Here is a 16,811-nt window from a genome sequence, read left to right on the forward strand (position 1 = left end):
GAAGCTATTTTGCAGATTTAATTAATTTAAATATATTAATTATTTCAATTATAAACTATAAATTTATTTTAAGGAGAAAAAAATGAAAAAGATTTTATTATTGTTTATGACAATTATAATATTATCATGCGGCTCTAATAATCAAAAAGGCACTGTAGTAAAAATAGGGCATGTGGGAGAATCTGACAGAATCACATGGAAACCTGTTATTGAAAAGTTAGCTAAAGAGGGTATAACTGTAGAGTTAGTATCTTTTTCTGATTATACTTTGCCTAATCAGGCTTTAAATGACGGAGAAATAGATTTAAACGCCTTTCAGCACTTTGCTTATTTTAATAATGAATTAGCATCAAGAAATTATGATCTTACAGCAATAGGAACTACATTTATATCATCTATGAATATATATTCAAAAAATATTACAAATGTAAGCGAGCTTAAAAATAATGATAAAATAGCAATACCTAATGATCCTGCAAACGGCGGAAGGGCTTTAAAAGTTTTGGAGGCTGCTGGAGTTATTAAAGTAAATCCAGAAGCAGGAGATTCTCCAAGTATTGATGATATAACAGAAAATCCTCTTAATATAGAATTAGTAGAAGTGGATGCAGGAAGTTTATACAGTCTTCTTCCAGATGTTGCCTGTGCTGTTATAAATGGAAATTATGCTATTGACTTCGGACTTAATCCGGGTTCTGATTATATATTTAAAGATGATCCTTCTATATACACTGGAAACTCTTTTTATAATTTGATAGCTGCTAGAACTGAAGATAAAGATAATGAAATATACAAAAAAATAGTAGAAGCATATCAGTCTCCAGAAGTAGAAAAAGTATATGCAGAAGATTTCAAAGGGGCATACTTACCTACTTGGAAATAATTTTATTTTAATGATAATTTATTATAGTATTTTTAGACTTACTGCAAAAATAAATTGTAGTTTTGCAGCAAGTCTATTTATTTATTATTGAAATTATTATAAAAATAATATAATCTAATATGAAATTATTACCTAATAAAAGGAGAAAATAAATATGAAAAAGATTTTATTATTGATATTGTCTATGACATTTATAATATTATCATGTCAAGGTTCAAAAACAGATGCAAACAAAACTGTAAAGGTTGGATTTGCAGGAGAGTCTGATTATCAGATTTGGGATCCTATAGTAGAAAAATTAGCTGAAGAGGGTATCACTGTAGAATTAGTATCATTCTCTGACTACACTATACCTAATCAGGCTTTAAATGACGGTGAAATAGACTTGAACGCTTTTCAGCATTATGCATACTTTAATGATGAAGTATCAAATAAAAAATATAATATCACTGCTATAGCTGATACTTATATATCTGCTATGAATATTTATTCTACTAATATTACAGATGTAAGTCAGGTAAAAAATGGCGATAAAATAGCTATACCTAATGATCCTTCTAATGGCGGAAGAGCTTTAAAAGTGCTTCAGGCTGCAGGACTTATTAAAGTAAAACCAGAGGCAGGAGATACTCCTTCTGTAAGCGATATAACAGAAAATCCTCTTAATCTTCAAATAATAGAAATGGATGCTGGTGCTATTTACGGAGTGCTTCCAGATGTTGCTTGTGCTGTTATAAATGGAAACTATGCAATTGACTTCGGGCTTAATCCGGGAAAAGACTATATATTTAAAGATGATCCTTCTATTTACAGCGGAAAATCTTTTGTAAACTTAATTGCTGCTAGAACTAAAGATAAAGACAATGAACTATACAAAAAAGTTGTAGAAACTTATCAGTCTGATATAGTAGAAAAAGTTTATAATGAAAACTTTTTAGGTTCTTATCTTCCTACTTGGAAATAAATTAATTGTAAATAAAAATTAAGCCCTATATACTTTTTATATATAGGGCTTTTTTAATTGTTTGTATAATTATTTAATTAATTTTTTAACTAATTAATAATTACTCCCATAAATTTATATTATTATAGTATTTATCCAAACTATCGCTGAACCATCTGCCATTCATTACATTTTTTATCATCTTATCTTTTAATTCTTCAGATAATTCAGTATCATTATTCATTTCATTTATAATATCTTCGTATGTTGTACTAACACTCTTTGATTCATATACTGCTTTATCATCTTTGGCATCTAATACCATAGAAAGATGAGTTTCATTATTCCATCTCTCCCAAGTGTTTAAATTATCAGAATTAGGATCTCCTGTATAGAGGAAGTTTTTTAAATATTGATTGAATACATCAGAAACATCTTTATATGAAGCAGATGAAAATAGATTATTATCTATATTTTTATAATTATGTTCTTTAGCAAGCATAGGTATAAATATACCATGAAAAGCACCGAATGTCGGTATTTTATAGTCTGAAGTATAATCTCCGTAGTTTATAGAACATAGATATATAGGAGCATTATAATTATATTCGCTCATTTTTTCTGCTGAGGCTTCTGCATTAAAGTATGCATACATTTTGCTTCCGTATTTTATTGCGAAAGTTTTTGCTTTTTCTATATCTTCTGCACTGTAATTAGTCATATCTTCTGAAGAGAAATATGAATCTCCATTTGCAAACATGCTGAACTCTGTATTTCCAGTAAGCATTATAATAGGTACGGCATTATAATCTTCTGTATCAAAACCGGCTTTAGGTAATACTTCATCATCTCCATAAAGATGAGGGAATACACTCATTCTTATGCCTGCATTTCCCATAAGAGGTATTAATCTTTCTGAAGATATGCTGTATAAATAGTCAGAAACATCAGCTCCTGAAGTTAAAAGCCAGTTTACAGCTTCTTCTTCGCTTGCTGCTTTGCCGTCTTCTACTGCAAGAGGTGCTATTGCTTTTGCTATTTGTCTTCTGCTTAATGTTTCATCAGCTATAGTCATACCGCCGCTGAATGCTATAGCTTTTTGGAATTTACCTTTGAATATAGGGCTTACCAATAATGCCATTACATCTCTTCCGCCTGCACTAAATCCTGATATTGTAACATTTTCAGGGTCTCCTCCAAAAGATGCTATATTATTTTTTACCCAGTCTAAAGCTAATGCTATATCCAAAAGAGTATAATTTCCTGTTGTATTAGTTTCATTAATAAGAGCAGGTAAATTATTAAAACCTAATAATCCCAAACGGTAATTAACAGAAACAAATACTATATCATCTTTTAAAACCATATCTGTACCTATAAGTTCTTTTGTATTTCCAGTCTGATTGTTTCCTCCATGCAAAAATACCAACACTGGTAAATCTTTGGCACCTTCTTTACTATATATATCCAAATTCAAACAGTCTTCACTTCCAACTACTTCATTTCCGCTTAACTGCAAAGCTAGTCCCTTCCACACTGAAGCATCATATTCATTACTCCAACTATCTGGATTTTGAGGAGCCTGCCAGCGTGAAGCCTTACCATAAGGAACACTGTACCATACTAAAGCTCCGTTTTCTTTTGTGCCTTTTACTTTTCCGAATTGTGTGTCTCTTATAGTTTCGCTATTATTACTGCAGCTTAAAATTAAAAAAAGAGAAAAAAATAATAAAACATTCTTTTTCATTTTTGTTATCCTTAAAATAAATTATTCTTTTGAACGAATTATATTATAATACTTTTATCTATTCTTTTGTTAAGAAATAGTGAGTAATTTATATAAAATTTATATTTTGCTATATAAAAATGCCGTACATTAAAACATATAATACATATAAATTGATACATGTATTATTTTATATATTAAAAGATACACTGTAGTCATGCTGTATACATTTCTATATCTAAAATAAAATACTAATTTAATACTTGAAAAAACAGAAAATATTTATATCTTTAATATGATAATAAACTGGAGAAAGATTATGAAGAAAGCTGTATTAACTTTGTTTTTATTTGTATCTGTTATGACTTCAAGTCTTATTGCTAAAGAAGGATTTGGTGTTGATTTAAGCGTACCTTTAGGAGCAGGTATAGGTTTTTATCTTGAAGATGGAAAACAAAGTGAAACTGTAAAACCATATGGCGGGTTTGAGTTTGGTGTTTATTTAAAGCCTAATTATTATTTTGACTTAACTATTTTATCTTTAGGTATATCATTAGATTTCGGATATCAAAGAGATGTATTTGCATATAAATCGGATTTGTCTAAAGGCAATGTTACCTTTGACAGCTTATCTATAGGTTTAATGCCTAAAATAGATGTATTATTTATGTCTATAGGAGTTGGTGCAGGAGTGAAATTCCCTCTTGGCGGAAGCAGTTATTCTAAAGAAAACAGCGGCGGGGAGACAATAGAAAAATATACTCTTAAACAATTGCAAAATAGATTTTATAATTTGTATATACCGTATCTTAAAGCAAGTTTGGATTTTTTGCTTCTTTATAATGTAACTTTGGGAGTTTATGTTTCTTATGATTTTCCTCTTTTGGAGTATAAAGATATATCTCCGAAGACAAAAATAGGAGCACTTGATATAGGCGGGCAGATAGGTATAAGATTTTAAGGAAAAAATAATGTACAATCGTCTGTATTATGCAGTATATATTATTCTTTTATATAGCAGTATAATATTTGCTCAAAACACTTCTTTTGTAAGTAAGCTTGATAAAAGTCAGTTAGATTTAAATTATTATGAAAAGTTAAAAGATAAAAATATTATATTGAATGTGTGCAATTGGGGGGAGTATATAGCTGACGGCTCTAAAGGCTCTATGGACATTATAAAAGAATTTGAAAATCTTACCGGAATAGAAGTAAATTATATAATACATAATTCTAATGAAGAAGTATATGCCAAATTAAAATTACAAACTGAAAATTATGATGTAATAACTCCTACTGATTATATAATAGTAAGAATGATAAAAAATAATATGATACAGAAACTAAACTTTGATTTACTTCCGGCTGTGAAAAATAATATAGACCCTTTCTTTTTTTCATTAGCCTATGATCCGGAAGGCGAATACAGTGTTCCTTATACTTGGGGAATGAGCGGTATTATATATAATAAAAAAAATATAGATATTAAAGAAGAAGATATTGACTGGTCTATACTTTTTAATGAAGATTATAAAGATATGATATTAATGTCAATAGCTCCAAGAGATGCTTTTGCAGCTGCTAATGGTTATTTAGGCTTTGATTTGCATACTACAAATGAAAAAGAAATATTAGAATCGTTTGATGCTTTAAAAAAGCAAAGATATGTAGTTCAGGATTATGTTATGGACGAAATACTATATAAAATAAGAGATGAAAAAGCATATATAGGAGTTACATACGGAGGCGATGCTTTAACTGTTATAAAGCAAAATACAAATATAAATTTTGTTATACCAAAATCAGGGGGGAATCCTTTTGTTGAGTGTTTGGCAATTCCTAAAAATGCAGAAAATATAGAAGCAGCTCATATGTATATAAATTTTTTATGTGAGAGACAAGTAGCATATGAGAATACAAAATATATAGGATATGCCACACCCAATACAGCAGCTTTAGAATTGCTTCCAGATGAAATAAAAAATGATAAAAGAATATATCCAGATAAAAAGAATATTGTATATATGTCAAAACGAATATCTGAACTTGATGACAGATCCGGTATTTTAATGGAAAACCTTTGGAATAATTTTCTTAATAATAAAAGTGTTAAATTGCCTTTTAATAAAATACTTGTATTTGCTGTTATTATTACTTCTATAGTTTTAATAATTTTAGAGCTTAAAAAGAAAAAAAATTAATTCTTTATTATTATTGCTAATAAAAATTGTTCGCTAAAAATCTATAGCAAATGGATTTGCAATTTTTATATTTAGCTTTCTAGTATTTAAAAATTATTATTTTTTGTTATTCAATTACAGCATATGCTCTTACAGGCGAGCCTTCAGAGCCTCTTATTTTTAAAGGTGCAGCACTAAAGAAAAATTCTTTATTTGATACTTTATCTAAATTGGCAAGTCCTTCTATAATGCATATGTCATGTGAAAATAAAATATTATGTATCAAATTATTATTAATATTATCGACAGAAGGACTGTCTATGCCTATTGTTTTGATTTTTAAATTAACTAATTGATTTGCAAAACTTTCGCTTAAATATGGAAAATATTTATAATAATAATCTGTATTAATATTCTTATGCCAAGAAGTATTAATAAGAAGTATATCGTATCCTTTTATAGTACCAAAATCAAAATTGTGAGGAAAGTTTATTTTGTTTTCTTTATCTGCTTTAATATCGATGCAGTAAGCACTGCCTATAAAATAATTTAAATCTATATTTTCGGTAGAAGGTTTATTGTTTATGCCATGAAGAGGTGTATCAATATGAGTGCCGCTATGGACACACATATTGATATTTGTTATATTAAAATATTCATAATTGAAACTTTCAACTTTTACATCAATATCATCAGGGTAATGAGGCATATTGCTGTAAATTGGAGAAGAAAGATCTATTATCATTTATCATGTCTTTTTTTATTATTATTTGATTGTTTGGCCCCTACAAGAGAAGCAAATATTACTCTTCCAGCTTCTTTAGGGAGTACATTGTCTATTTCTATTTCAACATTTTTTCCTATTAAGTGTTTAGCATTATCAACAACTATCATAGTACCGTCTTCCAAATATCCAAGTGCCTGCTTATCTTTTCCTTCTCTTATCAAATCAATTTTGATAGTTTCACCGGGAAGAACTACAACATGAAGCGAATTAGCCAAATCATTTATATTTAATATTTCAACCTCATGAATAGAAGCTACTTTCATCAAATTAAAATCATTAGTAATAACTTTAGCGTCCATTTTTTTGGCAAGCTCTATAAGTTTTAAATCTACTTCTTTGATATTAGGAAAATCTATATCCGTAATAGAAAGAAGTATATTTTTAGAAGATTTCATTTTATTTAATATCTCTAATGCCCTTCTTCCTCTTATTCTTTTTTGCGGATCTCTAGCATCGCTTAAGAACTGTATTTCTTTTATTACAAATTCCGGAAGTACAAGAAGTCCGTCAAAAAATTTTTTTTCAGCAATATCATATATCCTTCCGTCTACTATCACAGAAGTATCAAGTATTTTTGCTGTTTTATTTTTATCTGGTTTTGTGAGATTAAGCATATTTGATATATTTGGTATAAATGCTGCTATAATACCAAAAGTCAGATATCCTTCTATAAAAAGAATGATTAATTTTTCATTTGTAGATAGTTTAATTCCTATCATATTAACAGTACTTATAGTGAGAAGAACTGTAAGTATAGTTAGAAAAAATGAAATAAAAAAGGCGAGAGTAATTTTAGAAGATTTCTTTCTTATAAGTAAAAATTCAAATAAAAATATCAAAACAGCACTCAGTAAAAATATCGATACAGTTTTATAATTAAAAGTTTTTGTAAAATAATAATCCATTAATGCTATTAAAAAAGATATAACAAAATATACTATTCTCCACATAATAGTTCCCCCTATAAACTATAATATATTTAGATATATTTATTTTTTTTATTTGAATAAATTTTTAGAAATATTGAAGATAAGAATTATCATTCTTTAGTATCTTTCTTCTTTTTTTTGGCATTGTCTTTATTTTCTTTTACCAATTTTTCTTTTTCTAAAGGTTTGGTTTTGAATTTTTTGGCAGATTTTTCTAAAGCATTAGATACTATATCTTCTATTTCATCTTTGTCTTTTTTTAAAGCTATGCTGATTTCATTAACTATAAACATATAAGCCTTTTCGTATAAACGTTTTTCGCTTGCAGATAGTTCTTTTAATTTGTTTCTAGTAAATAAACTTCTAGCCACTTCTATGGTATCTTTGATATTACCGCTTCTTAATTTTTCTTCATTTTCCTGATATCTTATTTTCCAGTTATTTTCTATATCCTGCGGTTTGGTTTGAAGTACATTAATCAGTTCATCGGCTTCTGCTTTTGAAATTATTTTACGTATACGATATTCTTTAACTCTATTTATAGGGACTTTTAATGTAATATTTTCGCTTTCGCATTCTAATACATAACATTCTACAAGATTAGAATTTACTTTACTATCAGATATACCTATAACTTTACATATACCGTACATAGGATATACAACATAAGTATTTAATTTATACATTACAAGCCTTTAAGTTAATTATTTATTCTCAAAATTTAATAATATACCTCTATCTATTATATATCAAGATTTTAAAAAATCAAGTGTTAGAAAATATTAATATATACTGAAAAAAGGCACAGACTTTTTATAATAAGTCTATGCCTTTATCAAATATTAATTTTATGTGTATTATTACATTTTTCTTAAAGCTATACTAAGAAAGAAAGCAAAACCTCCCCATATAGCTAGTAAACTAAGTCCCATAAATATAGCAGAATCTATTCCCATGATTTATCTCCTTTTTATAAAGATTATTAATTATTTATTTTAGGCTGTCTGTCTTTAAACTTAGCAAATAATATACCTACTATAAATGCTATAACAGGCATAGACCAGCCTAAAGCAATTAAAGCCCAAGTAGGATAGCCGCTGTAAGGGGTTTTAAAATCATTTATCAATTTTAATGAAAGCATTACAGCTAGGAATATAGGAGTTAAGAATTTCAAACAGAAATCCCACCAAACGCCTATTTTAAACTCACTTACAGCATTAATAGTCTCTTTAAATGAGCCAAGTTTATATACCCAAGCAACCAATATAATTTCTATAAGTCCGCTTACTACAATATTGTAATTGTTTACAAAAGCATCTACTATATCAAGTATAGAAAGTCCGCTTCCAGTAGCATATATCATAGATATGGCACCTTGTATTACAATGATGATAATACTTACTTTTTTTCTGTTAAAATGGAATTTATCTATGAATGAAGATATAACTACCTCAGCAAGCGAAATAGCAGAAGTAAGACCGGCAAACGAAAGAACTAAGAAAAATACTAGTCCGAATATTCCATTTAAACCCGGAAGAGAATTAATAGCTTCTGGAAATACTATAAATGCCAAACCTATACCGCCGCTTCCAGCTACATCAGCAACAGCTTTTCCTTGTGAATGAGCCATATAACCTATTATACTAAATACTGTTATACCAGCAAATAAACTAAAGCTAGTATCAGCAAAACCTGTCATAAATGCATTGTTTGCTATATCAGAATCATCTGGAAGATAGCTTGAATATGTTATCATTATACCAAAAGCAACAGACATACTATAAAACACTTGTCCGTAAGCATCTATCCAAATTTTAGGGTTAGTAAGTTTAGAGAAATCGGGCTTAAACATATAATCAAGTCCGGATAAAGCACCAGGTAAAGTTATGCCTCTGATAAGAATAATTACTACTAAAACAGCTAATAAAGGCATAAATATTTTATTCGCTTTTTCTATACCATCTTTAACACCGCCGATAACAGAAATAAGTATTATAACCCAAACAATAATTAGAGGTATTGCAACACCAATATTAAAATTACCAAGTGAGAAACCGCTTTGAAGTTTTAAATATTCATTAGTAAAAAATCCGGCTGTATCAGTTCCCCATTTTAATCCTTGAATAGAAAATAAACCGTAGGATAATGACCAAGCAATAATAACAGAATAATAAATAACTATTGCAAAACAGGTAAATACTTGCAGCCAGCCTAACCATTCCCAAGACGGATTTAATGCTTTTAAAGCACCAGGTGCACTTTTATGAGTTTTATGACCTATAGAAAACTCTAATATCATTATAGGTATGCCTGCTGTAAGCATAGCTATAAGAAAAACTATCATAAAAGCTCCGCCGCCATTAGATGCAACCATATACGGGAAACGCCATATATTACCCAAACCAACAGCGGAACCTATTGCAGCAAGGATAAAACCTGCTCTTGTTCCCCATTGTCCTCTATGATGATGACTCATCTTTTTTCCTCTCCTTTATTTTTATTTATTTCCATATTATATATTAAATTTATATAATATATGAAAATGATTTAAATATCAATACTTTGTATAGAATTTTTTTATTTTATTTTTCACATAAAAAGATATAATATGAATATCACAGTTATAATATTGTTCTTTATATTTTTTGTTTAAAATTATTATTAATCTTTTTTTAAGTGATTTATAATAATAAAAAATTTAGAAATATAATTTTATACTTATTCTTCAATAAATTAAATATTTTACTTATATAACTATTTTAGGATTTAATTATAAATATTTTTTTCTTTAGTAAAAATGCTATAAGTTATTAAATATAGTAATTGGGTTTGCCGAAAGTGATTAAATCAGCAGATAATTAATCATAATGCTTACAAAAAATACTAAATCTTTTATTTGAAGTATTTTTCAAATGCCAGTAAAAAATCAATTAATAGAGATACTAAGGTATGTATATTTTTATATTGCCGAACTTAGTAGGCAGCAGATACATTTTTCATTGCTATTCAAGTTTTATCTGTGAACTATGAACAAAGCCAAGAATCGTACCTTTGCCGTCACTATCATCAGGAGGTAAGTAATACACTTCAATCCAGTTTTTTTTCCAATCACTTAAATTACAGTTACTATCAACTAATAATAAAAGCCCCACATTATTAATCATATCGTTTTTCAAAATTTTTCCTATTATTTTTCCATTTGCTTTATCTCTTATATTCACATAATCATCTTTAGAATTATATTTAAGAATACTATAAATGGCTTCTCCTTTAAATTCATAATTATCCTTAGTAAAATACTCTGTTTTAATATCTCCTAATAGTTTGAAATTTACAAGCTCTCCATAAGCCTCTCTTCCTGCTTCGCCTTCGCCATAAAAAGAATAGTTTCTTATTGTTACCTCCGCTCTTACAGCTGATACTCCTAAAAATGCTTTATTCAAAGGAGATGGTAAATTTACATTTTTATCATCTAATAAAATACCGAAGTCTAATCTTTCAAATTCTTTATAATCATCTATATTATGGGAAGATGTACTAAATAGAAAAGGCAAATCAATATTATTATCAGGATAAAATCTTAAAGCATTATTAGTCTCAAAATCATCAGCTCTTTCAAGTACCCCTGTCAATGTAACCTCACCATCAAAATAAATTTGAGCAGCAGAATAAGTGCCGTCAAGTTTTTTTACTTTAAGTGTATTTTTTGCCATTTTACCATTATCACTTAAAAGTTCATTGAAGTATGCCGCATCAGGCGGAAATGCCCATAAAAAATTAATGCTTAAAAGAAATAAAATAATTTTCTTCATTTAATCCTCCCGTTCGCCTACGCTAATATAAGCCAGCAACTAAAGTTACTGGCTGCTACGGCTCACTTTTTTGTTATATATAGTTTTCAAAATCTTGTAATTTTTTATTTTGTTGTTATGTCACCCGTAATGGTGTCTTGCCTACGCCTTTTTATTATATATAAAAAACTTGTTCGTTACTACACTCACAAGTTTTTTATTTAGTTTACATAGTCTTCAAAGGCTAATAATTTTTTATTATTGCTATGCTCTTTTAATAGCCTCCGTTTTCAAGTTTTACCTGAGAACCATGCACAAAGCCATGAATTGCATTTTTTCCGTTTCCAACCACTGGAGGAAGATAAAATACCTCATACCAATTTTTTTCAAAATTTTCATAATTCATATAATCAATACCTGCTCCATTGATAGATAATAAAACTCCCCCATTATTAATCATATCATTTTTCAAAATCTTACCTATTATTTTTCCATTTGCTTTATCTCTTATATTCACATAATCATCTTTAGAATTATATTGAAGTTCGTTGTAATAAACATTTCCGTCATTATAATTATCTTTACTAAAATACTCTGTTTCTACATCACCTAAAGCCTTAAAACCTACAATATCACCGTAAGCCTCTCTAGATGCTTCACCTTCTCCATAAAAACGATAATTTCTAATTGTAACTTCAGCTCTTACCGCAGCAACGCCTAAAAATCTTTTATTTAAAGGTTCTGGTAATTTTACTTCAATATTTTCTAATAAAACACCGAATTCCAATCTGTCAAATTCAACGCCGCTAAAATCCCAAGAATCACCATATTTAGAAGCACCTTGATTTTTCAAATTCATTTCAGATGAAGCATATAAAAAAGGAAGATTTACATTATTATCAGGATAAAATCTTAAAGCAGTATAATTATCTCCCATATCTTCATTATCAGCTCTTTCAAGAACTCCTGTTAATGTAATCTCTCCATCAAAATAAACCATACCACCACTTTCTACATTATAGGCTTTAAGTGTATTTTTTGTTACTTTACCATCATAGCTTAAAAGTTCAGAAAAATACGCTTCACTAGGTGGAAATGCCCATAATAAATTAATGCTTAAAAGAAATAAAATAATTTTTTTCATTGCAATAGCTCCTTGTTTATAAATAACAATTATTCGATTCTTACTACTGATTAAAATTATAAGAATCAATAAATTTTATATTCTTTACAACTTTTTCCCGCCGCAAAAAGTTGCAAAAAGTGCATATTAAAAACCTATTTATTAAATGTAAAAACTTGTTAGTCTAAAGCTAGTAATTTTTTATTCTGTTGCTATGCCACCCGAAAGGTGCCTTGCCTACACCATAGGTGGACTTCGTCCGGTACGCAGAGTGTTGGTCGCCCACCGAAGTGACTACTTGGTCGCTAATATAAGCCAGCAACTAAAGTTACTGGCTGCTTCGGCTCACTTTTTCATTATATAAAAAACTTGTTCGTTACTACACCCACAAGTTTTTTATTTAGTTTATATAGTCTTCAAAGGCTCGTAATTTTTTATTATTAATTACTATTCTCGTATATATTTTTTAATCTAATATATGTCCCATACGCTCTTTTTTAGTCTTTAAATAAAATGCATCATACTCTGAAGCCTCTATTTGTATAGGCACTCTGTCTTTTATTTCAAGTCCGTAATTATTCAAATACTTTATCTTATCTGGGTTATTAGTCATTATTTTTATGCTCTTAATTCCCAAATTTTTAAGCATTTGATAAGCCTCATAATATTCACGCATATCATCTCTAAAACCCAAAGCTATATTCGCATCTACTGTATCAAGTCCGCTGTCTTGAAGCTCATAAGCTCTTAATTTATTAACAAGTCCTATTCCTCTGCCTTCCTGACGCATATATACCATTATACCTCTGCCTTCAGAAGCAATTTTTCTCATAGCATAATCATACTGCTCTCCGCAATCACATCTTTTAGAACCTAATGCATCGCCTGTCAAACATTCAGAATGCACCCTGCAAAGCACATCTTCTCCGCTTGAAATGTCTCCCATAGTTAAAACTACATGATGTTCTTTTGTTATTTTATTTACGAAAGTAAGTATTTCAAACTCTCCGTATTTAGTAGGCATTTTAGCCTTAGCATAAAGCTCCATCAAGTCTTCATTCTTTTTTCTGTAGTCTATCAAATCAGAAACAGTTATCATTTTAAGATTATGTTTTTTAGCGAAATCAATCAAATCATCTCTTCTCATCATATCGCCGTCATCTCTCATAATCTCGCAGCATAAACCGCATTCTTTAAGTCCTGCAAGTCTCATCAAATCGACAGTAGCCTCAGTATGCCCCATTCTTACAAGTACTCCTCCGTCTTTTGCAAGTAATGGAAACATATGTCCCGGGCGTCTGAAATCTTCTGGTCTTGCATTTTCATCAACTACTTTTAAAGCTGTGATTGATCTTTCTACTGCTGAAATACCAGTAGTAGTTTCAACATGGTCAATAGATACTGTAAAAGCTGTTTCATGATTATCAGTATTTTTTGTAACCATTTGATTTAAATTAAGTTTGTTTGTAAGCTCTTTACTCATAGGCATGCATATTAAACCTTTAGCATAAGTAGCCATGAAGTTTATATTTTCTGTAGTAGCAAACTCAGCCGCACAGATTAAATCGCCCTCATTTTCTCTATCTTCGTCATCGGAAACAACTATTATTTTTCCGTTTCTTAAATCTTCTAAAGCCTCATCAATAGTGCTGTAAATATTTTCCATTTGAATGCTCCTTTTCATTCATTTTTTAATTTTGTGCTTTTCCTAAATATTTTAAGCAAAAACACTAAAAGTATTAAAATCCGTTCTTAAGCAAAAACTCCATTGTGATATTGGATTTTTTACTGTCATTACTATTTTCTTTATCATCTTCTTTAAATGTTAAAAGCCTTTCAACATACTTGCCTATAACATCATTTTCTATATTAACCTTATCACCCTCTTTTTTATAATAAAGTACAGTTTCCTTTAATGTATGAGGAATAACAGCTATAGAAAAAGTATTATCAGTTAAACTTGCCACCGTCAAACTTATTCCATCAACAGCAACAGAGCCTTTCTCTACTATATATTTCATTAATTGTCTAGGTACTTCAATAGTAAGTATAATAGCATTATCATCTTTTTTCATAGACTTAATGCTTCCTACTCCGTCAATATGCCCGCTTACTATATGACCGCCGAATCTTCCGCTTAAAGTCATTGCTCTTTCAAGATTAACTCTGCTTCCGTTTTTTAAACTTCCCAAATTAGTACGGTTCAAAGTCTCCTGAGTAACATCAGCATTGAATATCTTATTATCAAAACTAGACACAGTTAAACAAGTACCATTAACAGCAACACTATCACCCAAATGCAAATCATCAAATATTTTGCTTGCTTCTATTGTAATAACTTTGCTTTGTACCGATTTAACAATTCCTATTTCTTCAACTATACCAGTAAACATTATTTTAATATAATCCTATAAAAAATTTATAAATTATAATCTTTTTGATGTCATTGAATACAAAATGGTCAAATGCAGTCCTTTTGCTTCTCGCCACAGGCGGGCTTCGCCTGGGTCACCAAAAGAAGTAGGGGTCTGGGGACTAGTCCCCAGTAATCAAATATTATATAAATTTATTAATTTATATAATACTCCAAAAATAAATCCTCATCTATTTTTGTTATATCTCCGCCTATAAGTTTAAAAGCATTATTAGGGTCATCTATACCTTCTCCGCCTATAGGGCTTTTTGCTTTAATGCCTCCAAATATCTTTGGTGCTATATAAACTAAAACCTTATTTACCAATCTTTCTTCTATCAAACTAGCATGCAAAGAAGCACCTCCCTCTACATACACACTATCAATATTTTTATCTTCACCTAATATTTTCATTAATTCTTTTAAGTTTACTCTTCCATTATCACTTTCTGTTTTTATTATTTCAATTCCTAAACTTTCAATCTCTTTTATTTTTTTTTCATCATTACTAATAGTAGCTATAAAAGTTTTTATTTCTTTTGCAGTTTTACAAATATTAGAGTTCAAATCTATTTTTAGAGAACTATCTAAAATTATCCTTATAGGGTTTCTAGTATTTGGAAGTCTGCAATTAAGAGTAGGATTATCTTCTATTACAGTATTTATTCCAACCATTATGGCAGAGTACTTATTTCTAAATCTATGAGAATGCTCTCTTGCTTTTTCTGAAGTTATCCATTTTGACTTTCCGCTTGACGATGCAATTTTACCGTCTATAGTCATAGCATATTTCATCACAACAAAAGGTCTTTTATTTGCTATATAATAAAAAAACACTTCATTTAATTTTCTGCACTCTTCTTCAAGTACATTAACTACCACCTCAATTCCAGCATCTTTTAATTTTTTTATACCGTTACCAGCAACTTTAGGATTAGAATCCACGCAGCCTATAATAACTTTTTTTATTTTATTTTTTATAATAGCATCAGCACAAGGAGGAGTTTTACCGTAATGCGAACAAGGCTCTAAAGTTACATATATAGCAGCCCCTTCAACATCTTCTCCTTTTTTTTGGGCATCAAGAAAAGCGTTAATTTCAGCATGATTTTCACCGTATTTTTGATGATAACCTATACCTATAATTTTATCATCTTTCACTATTACAGCACCAACCAAAGGATTAGGACTGGTAAAACCTTCTCCTTTTTTTGCCTCTTCAATAGCCATTCTCATATATTTTTCATGCGTATTTTGCTGCATAATACTTTTATACTCTTAAAAAAATAATTTTTTGTAATCTTTGGACTTTATTTTGGCGTATTTTTGACTATAAACAAAAAAACTCTAAATGTTAAAACATAACAAATAGAGCCTTAATTTTTGATATGTAGTAAGTTTACATTAACATCTTCTACCATCCAGACTTTAACTGTCGGTTTTGGAGTTTCACCAAATCAGCTGTTTCTGAAAAAAGAATAATTTTCAAAAAAGCTCGCGGACTTTACCGCCGGTATGGAATTTCACCTAGCCCCGAAGATTTATTATACTAATATTATAATACAAAAAAAATTCATTGTCAAGTATCAGTAATTTATTATTAATTATTATAATTTATTCTTATTTCTTCACATAATTTTTTAAGTCTTTCTTCTGCAATTTTATTTTTTAATTCACATTCCCAAACCACAATAACCTTCCATCCCATTGATTCAAGGTTCGCTATATTATTTTTATCTCTTTCTATATTACGTTTAATTTTAGGTATCCAGTAGTTTTGATTAGAAAGAGGCATTCTTCCTCTTGAGCAGTTATGCATATGCCAAAAACAGCCGTTTACAAAAATAATTGTATGATATTTTGGAAGTACTATATCAGGTTTTCCTGGGTATCTTTTATCATTCTTTCTATATCTGAACCCATTCTTAAAAAGATATTTTCTTACAATATTTTCGGGCCTTGTATTTTCACTTTTTATATTAGACATATTTTTGCTTCTTTCTTCATGAGTTTTATTATCAGCCATTTCATCCTCT

General features: G+C 29.1%; 16 protein-coding genes and 1 riboswitch. Of the genes, 4 read left to right on the plus strand and 12 right to left on the minus strand.

What is annotated here, in order from left to right; genetic code table 11:
• Nucleotides 1-82 precede the first annotated feature (82 nt).
• Together BMUR_RS07560 and BMUR_RS07565 are read left to right on the plus strand one after the other, a co-directional pair.
• The gene (locus BMUR_RS07560) at nucleotides 83-883 is read left to right on the plus strand and encodes a MetQ/NlpA family ABC transporter substrate-binding protein (RefSeq protein ID WP_013114013.1); all 801 of its coding nucleotides are present in this window, start codon (nucleotides 83-85) and stop codon (nucleotides 881-883) included.
• Between the two features lie 154 nt (nucleotides 884-1,037).
• On the plus strand, nucleotides 1,038-1,847 hold the full coding sequence (locus BMUR_RS07565) for a MetQ/NlpA family ABC transporter substrate-binding protein (RefSeq protein WP_013114014.1): 810 nt from the start codon (nucleotides 1,038-1,040) through the stop codon (nucleotides 1,845-1,847).
• A 100-nt stretch (nucleotides 1,848-1,947) separates the two neighbouring features.
• Here BMUR_RS07565 and BMUR_RS07570 read toward each other — a convergent pair whose 3' ends face one another.
• Nucleotides 1,948-3,573: a carboxylesterase family protein gene (locus BMUR_RS07570; protein WP_013114015.1), complete on the minus strand. Its 1,626-nt coding sequence runs from the start codon at nucleotides 3,571-3,573 to the stop codon at nucleotides 1,948-1,950.
• Nucleotides 3,574-3,871: 298 nt separating this feature from the next.
• Here BMUR_RS07570 and BMUR_RS07575 point away from each other — a divergent pair, with 298 nt between their 5' ends.
• The gene (locus BMUR_RS07575) at nucleotides 3,872-4,513 is read left to right on the plus strand and encodes a hypothetical protein (RefSeq protein ID WP_013114016.1); all 642 of its coding nucleotides are present in this window, start codon (nucleotides 3,872-3,874) and stop codon (nucleotides 4,511-4,513) included.
• A gap of 10 nt (nucleotides 4,514-4,523) precedes the next feature.
• Complete coding sequence (locus tag BMUR_RS07580; RefSeq protein ID WP_013114017.1) at nucleotides 4,524-5,753, plus strand: ABC transporter substrate-binding protein; 1,230 nt, start codon at nucleotides 4,524-4,526, stop codon at nucleotides 5,751-5,753.
• A gap of 106 nt (nucleotides 5,754-5,859) precedes the next feature.
• On the opposite strand, the gene BMUR_RS07585 is transcribed toward BMUR_RS07580, so the two are convergent.
• From BMUR_RS07585 to BMUR_RS07630, 11 genes are all read right to left on the minus strand, one after another.
• The gene (locus tag BMUR_RS07585) at nucleotides 5,860-6,477 is read right to left on the minus strand and encodes a cyclase family protein (RefSeq protein WP_013114018.1); all 618 of its coding nucleotides are present in this window, start codon (nucleotides 6,475-6,477) and stop codon (nucleotides 5,860-5,862) included.
• A complete protein-coding gene (locus BMUR_RS07590; protein ID WP_013114019.1) occupies nucleotides 6,474-7,469 on the minus strand; it encodes a PIN/TRAM domain-containing protein in 996 nt (331 codons plus the stop codon). The genes BMUR_RS07585 and BMUR_RS07590 overlap by 4 nt, the downstream gene beginning before the upstream one ends.
• 89 nt (nucleotides 7,470-7,558) lie before the next feature.
• A complete protein-coding gene (locus BMUR_RS07595) occupies nucleotides 7,559-8,134 on the minus strand; it encodes a CarD family transcriptional regulator (RefSeq protein WP_013114020.1) in 576 nt (191 codons plus the stop codon).
• 174 nt (nucleotides 8,135-8,308) lie between these two features.
• Nucleotides 8,309-8,404, minus strand: coding sequence for a MetS family NSS transporter small subunit (locus tag BMUR_RS14635; protein WP_013114021.1), 96 nt, complete (start codon nucleotides 8,402-8,404; stop codon nucleotides 8,309-8,311).
• Nucleotides 8,405-8,430: 26 nt separating this feature from the next.
• The gene (locus BMUR_RS07600) at nucleotides 8,431-9,924 is read right to left on the minus strand and encodes a sodium-dependent transporter (RefSeq protein WP_013114022.1); all 1,494 of its coding nucleotides are present in this window, start codon (nucleotides 9,922-9,924) and stop codon (nucleotides 8,431-8,433) included.
• 526 nt (nucleotides 9,925-10,450) lie between these two features.
• On the minus strand, nucleotides 10,451-11,260 hold the full coding sequence (locus BMUR_RS07605; RefSeq protein WP_013114023.1) for a hypothetical protein: 810 nt from the start codon (nucleotides 11,258-11,260) through the stop codon (nucleotides 10,451-10,453).
• A 253-nt stretch (nucleotides 11,261-11,513) separates the two neighbouring features.
• A complete protein-coding gene (locus BMUR_RS07610) occupies nucleotides 11,514-12,383 on the minus strand; it encodes a hypothetical protein (protein WP_013114024.1) in 870 nt (289 codons plus the stop codon).
• Between the two features lie 445 nt (nucleotides 12,384-12,828).
• Nucleotides 12,829-14,028 (minus strand): bifunctional 3,4-dihydroxy-2-butanone-4-phosphate synthase/GTP cyclohydrolase II, encoded by a 1,200-nt coding sequence (locus tag BMUR_RS07615; protein WP_013114025.1) that lies wholly within the window; start codon nucleotides 14,026-14,028, stop codon nucleotides 12,829-12,831.
• Nucleotides 14,029-14,101: 73 nt separating this feature from the next.
• A complete protein-coding gene (locus tag BMUR_RS07620; protein WP_013114026.1) occupies nucleotides 14,102-14,755 on the minus strand; it encodes a riboflavin synthase in 654 nt (217 codons plus the stop codon).
• Between the two features lie 176 nt (nucleotides 14,756-14,931).
• Nucleotides 14,932-16,038 carry a bifunctional diaminohydroxyphosphoribosylaminopyrimidine deaminase/5-amino-6-(5-phosphoribosylamino)uracil reductase RibD gene (ribD, locus tag BMUR_RS07625; protein WP_013114027.1) on the minus strand — a complete coding sequence of 369 codons (1,107 nt, stop codon included), beginning with the start codon at nucleotides 16,036-16,038 and terminating at the stop codon, nucleotides 14,932-14,934.
• Nucleotides 16,039-16,180: 142 nt separating this feature from the next.
• Nucleotides 16,181-16,320: riboswitch (FMN riboswitch) on the minus strand.
• Between the two features lie 55 nt (nucleotides 16,321-16,375).
• Nucleotides 16,376-16,801, minus strand: a complete 426-nt coding sequence (locus BMUR_RS07630) for a very short patch repair endonuclease (protein WP_013114028.1) — start codon at nucleotides 16,799-16,801, stop codon at nucleotides 16,376-16,378.
• Between the last annotated feature and the right edge of the window lie 10 nt (nucleotides 16,802-16,811).

It is taken from the genome of Brachyspira murdochii DSM 12563, assembly GCF_000092845.1.
GTDB lineage: Bacteria > Spirochaetota > Brachyspiria > Brachyspirales > Brachyspiraceae > Brachyspira > Brachyspira murdochii.

Bases quoted from the DNA above. Each gene is read 5' to 3' on its own strand.
- BMUR_RS07615 (WP_013114025.1), bottom strand. From the start codon at position 14,028: ATGGAAAATATTTACAGCACTATTGATGAGGCTTTAGAAGATTTAAGA.
- BMUR_RS07610 (WP_013114024.1), bottom strand. From the start codon at position 12,383: ATGAAAAAAATTATTTTATTTCTTTTAAGCATTAATTTATTATGGGCA.
- BMUR_RS07585 (WP_013114018.1), bottom strand. From the start codon at position 6,477: ATGATAATAGATCTTTCTTCTCCAATTTACAGCAATATGCCTCATTAC.
- BMUR_RS07565 (WP_013114014.1), top strand. From the start codon at position 1,038: ATGAAAAAGATTTTATTATTGATATTGTCTATGACATTTATAATATTA.
- BMUR_RS07605 (WP_013114023.1), bottom strand. From the start codon at position 11,260: ATGAAGAAAATTATTTTATTTCTTTTAAGCATTAATTTTTTATGGGCA.
- BMUR_RS07560 (WP_013114013.1), top strand. From the start codon at position 83: ATGAAAAAGATTTTATTATTGTTTATGACAATTATAATATTATCATGC.
- BMUR_RS07590 (WP_013114019.1), bottom strand. From the start codon at position 7,469: ATGTGGAGAATAGTATATTTTGTTATATCTTTTTTAATAGCATTAATG.
- BMUR_RS07600 (WP_013114022.1), bottom strand. From the start codon at position 9,924: ATGAGTCATCATCATAGAGGACAATGGGGAACAAGAGCAGGTTTTATC.
- BMUR_RS07580 (WP_013114017.1), top strand. From the start codon at position 4,524: ATGTACAATCGTCTGTATTATGCAGTATATATTATTCTTTTATATAGC.
- BMUR_RS14635 (WP_013114021.1), bottom strand. From the start codon at position 8,404: ATGGGAATAGATTCTGCTATATTTATGGGACTTAGTTTACTAGCTATA.
- BMUR_RS07570 (WP_013114015.1), bottom strand. From the start codon at position 3,573: ATGAAAAAGAATGTTTTATTATTTTTTTCTCTTTTTTTAATTTTAAGC.
- BMUR_RS07575 (WP_013114016.1), top strand. From the start codon at position 3,872: ATGAAGAAAGCTGTATTAACTTTGTTTTTATTTGTATCTGTTATGACT.
- ribD (WP_013114027.1), bottom strand. From the start codon at position 16,038: ATGCAGCAAAATACGCATGAAAAATATATGAGAATGGCTATTGAAGAG.
- BMUR_RS07630 (WP_013114028.1), bottom strand. From the start codon at position 16,801: ATGGCTGATAATAAAACTCATGAAGAAAGAAGCAAAAATATGTCTAAT.
- BMUR_RS07595 (WP_013114020.1), bottom strand. From the start codon at position 8,134: ATGTATAAATTAAATACTTATGTTGTATATCCTATGTACGGTATATGT.
- BMUR_RS07620 (WP_013114026.1), bottom strand. From the start codon at position 14,755: ATGTTTACTGGTATAGTTGAAGAAATAGGAATTGTTAAATCGGTACAA.